Annotated in this window: 2 protein-coding genes; both read left to right on the top strand. The window is 42.1% G+C overall.

The annotated features are described in order from the left end of the window. Positions 1 to 369 precede the first annotated feature (369 nt). The gene (locus VJL_RS27220) at positions 370 to 1,143 is read left to right on the top strand and encodes a nuclease-related domain-containing protein (protein WP_038882486.1); all 774 of its coding nucleotides are present in this window, start codon (positions 370 to 372) and stop codon (positions 1,141 to 1,143) included. A gap of 129 nt (positions 1,144 to 1,272) precedes the next feature. Beyond that, positions 1,273 to 1,549: DUF6404 family protein (locus tag VJL_RS27215; RefSeq protein WP_038882484.1), on the top strand; the 277-nt coding region annotated here is incomplete at its 3' end.

Genomic DNA, 1,549 nt, shown 5'->3' with positions numbered 1-1,549 from the left:
GTCAGAGTTGTCTTTCTTTGGTATTGCCGTCGAAGTGCGAGGATCGAATCCTTTTCTAATTTGAAGCCAGTGAAAGTAGGGCAGTTCAGTGCGTTTTTCTTCTAGCCAACTTTCGTCTTTCAATCGGGGTAAAGTTTTGTAGCTGCCCGTCTCACTTCAGTGTTCAAAGCCTTTCATATTATGCCAGTTTTCAATATCTTGGAGCGCATAAATAGAAGTAGCGCATGTACTAACAAATTGCTTAAGAGTGATTCGTAACGCGTGGAATTTTTACTTTACGGTGGCTTATGGTGATTAAGGCGCTGTGCGGTAGCTTTTGTATTGCGTTACTCACACCTTAGCAAGGCGTTAGTTGAATAGGGAAAATCCGTGAATATTTTTGAAGCATTTCTTAATGTGCTTGCGCAAGTCTGGTATCTAGTGCCTTTATTGCTCATTGTTAGCGTTTTCAAAAGTAGGTGGCTAAAAGGTGTATTCGGTGAGTTTCTCGTGAACCGTCTTTTGTCCAAATTACCAGAGTCTGATTACACACTAATAAAAGACGTAACGTTGCCGACTAACGATGGTACAACTCAAGTCGACCATATTGTGGTTTCTAGATATGGCATCTTCGTCGTTGAAACTAAGAATATGAAAGGTTGGATATTTGGTTCAGCTCGCCAGAAACAGTGGACACAAAAGATTTACCGCCATTCCTCTAAATTTCAGAACCCACTGCATCAGAATTACAAGCACATAAAAGCTCTGGAAACCTTGCTAGGTTGCAGTGAAGAACACTTGCATTCAGTTATTGTTTTCATCGGCGACAGTACCTTTAAAACCGAAATGCCTCCAAACGTTACCTACGCTCGAGGAAGTATTCGATACATTCAGCAATTTAACGATGTAGTGTTCTCTGACAATGATTATGCTCGGTTAACAGAGTCTATAAACCGGTTAAAGTTAAAGCGCGGAGTCATTACGGATTTAAAGCATCGTAAACATGTCAAAGAAGTTGTTGCATCCAAAGTTAGCTCAAATGAGTGCCCCCGTTGCGGCTCTGAAATGGTGTTGCGTGAAACCAAGCGTGGTGAAAATATAGGCAAACAGTTTTGGGGTTGTTCAACCTTTCCCAAGTGTAGGGCTGTGAAACAATTCAACTAACAAAGCATTTAAGAGTGATTCGCAACGCTTGGCAGTTTCGCTTCGCTCAAGTATAGCCAAGCGTTGCTCACACCTTAATGCGGCGTTAGGTTTCTCCGCGGGAAACATCGAATTCGAGGATTTTGGGTCATGGATTATGAAACGAAGCTACAACTTGCGCACAAAGAATTAAGTGACAAAGGTGTTTGGAAGTCGAACTACAATCCTCCATTTGTAAAGTTGTTACGTAAACTCGGACTGTGTATTCCGCCGCCTTACTACCAAAGCTTTTTTGCAAACGTTATGCTTTGTGTGGCTTTCTTTGCTCCTGTTTGGGGGATCTTCCAATGGTTTCTTGTGTGGGACGAGCTAGGCAAACCAGTTTTAGAAGCGGTTTATATCTCGTTACTTACTGGCGCATTGTTTG

The organism is Vibrio jasicida CAIM 1864 = LMG 25398, from assembly GCF_000400365.1.
Classification (GTDB): domain Bacteria; phylum Pseudomonadota; class Gammaproteobacteria; order Enterobacterales; family Vibrionaceae; genus Vibrio; species Vibrio jasicida.
This window is presented reverse-complemented; position numbering and strand designations above follow the sequence as displayed.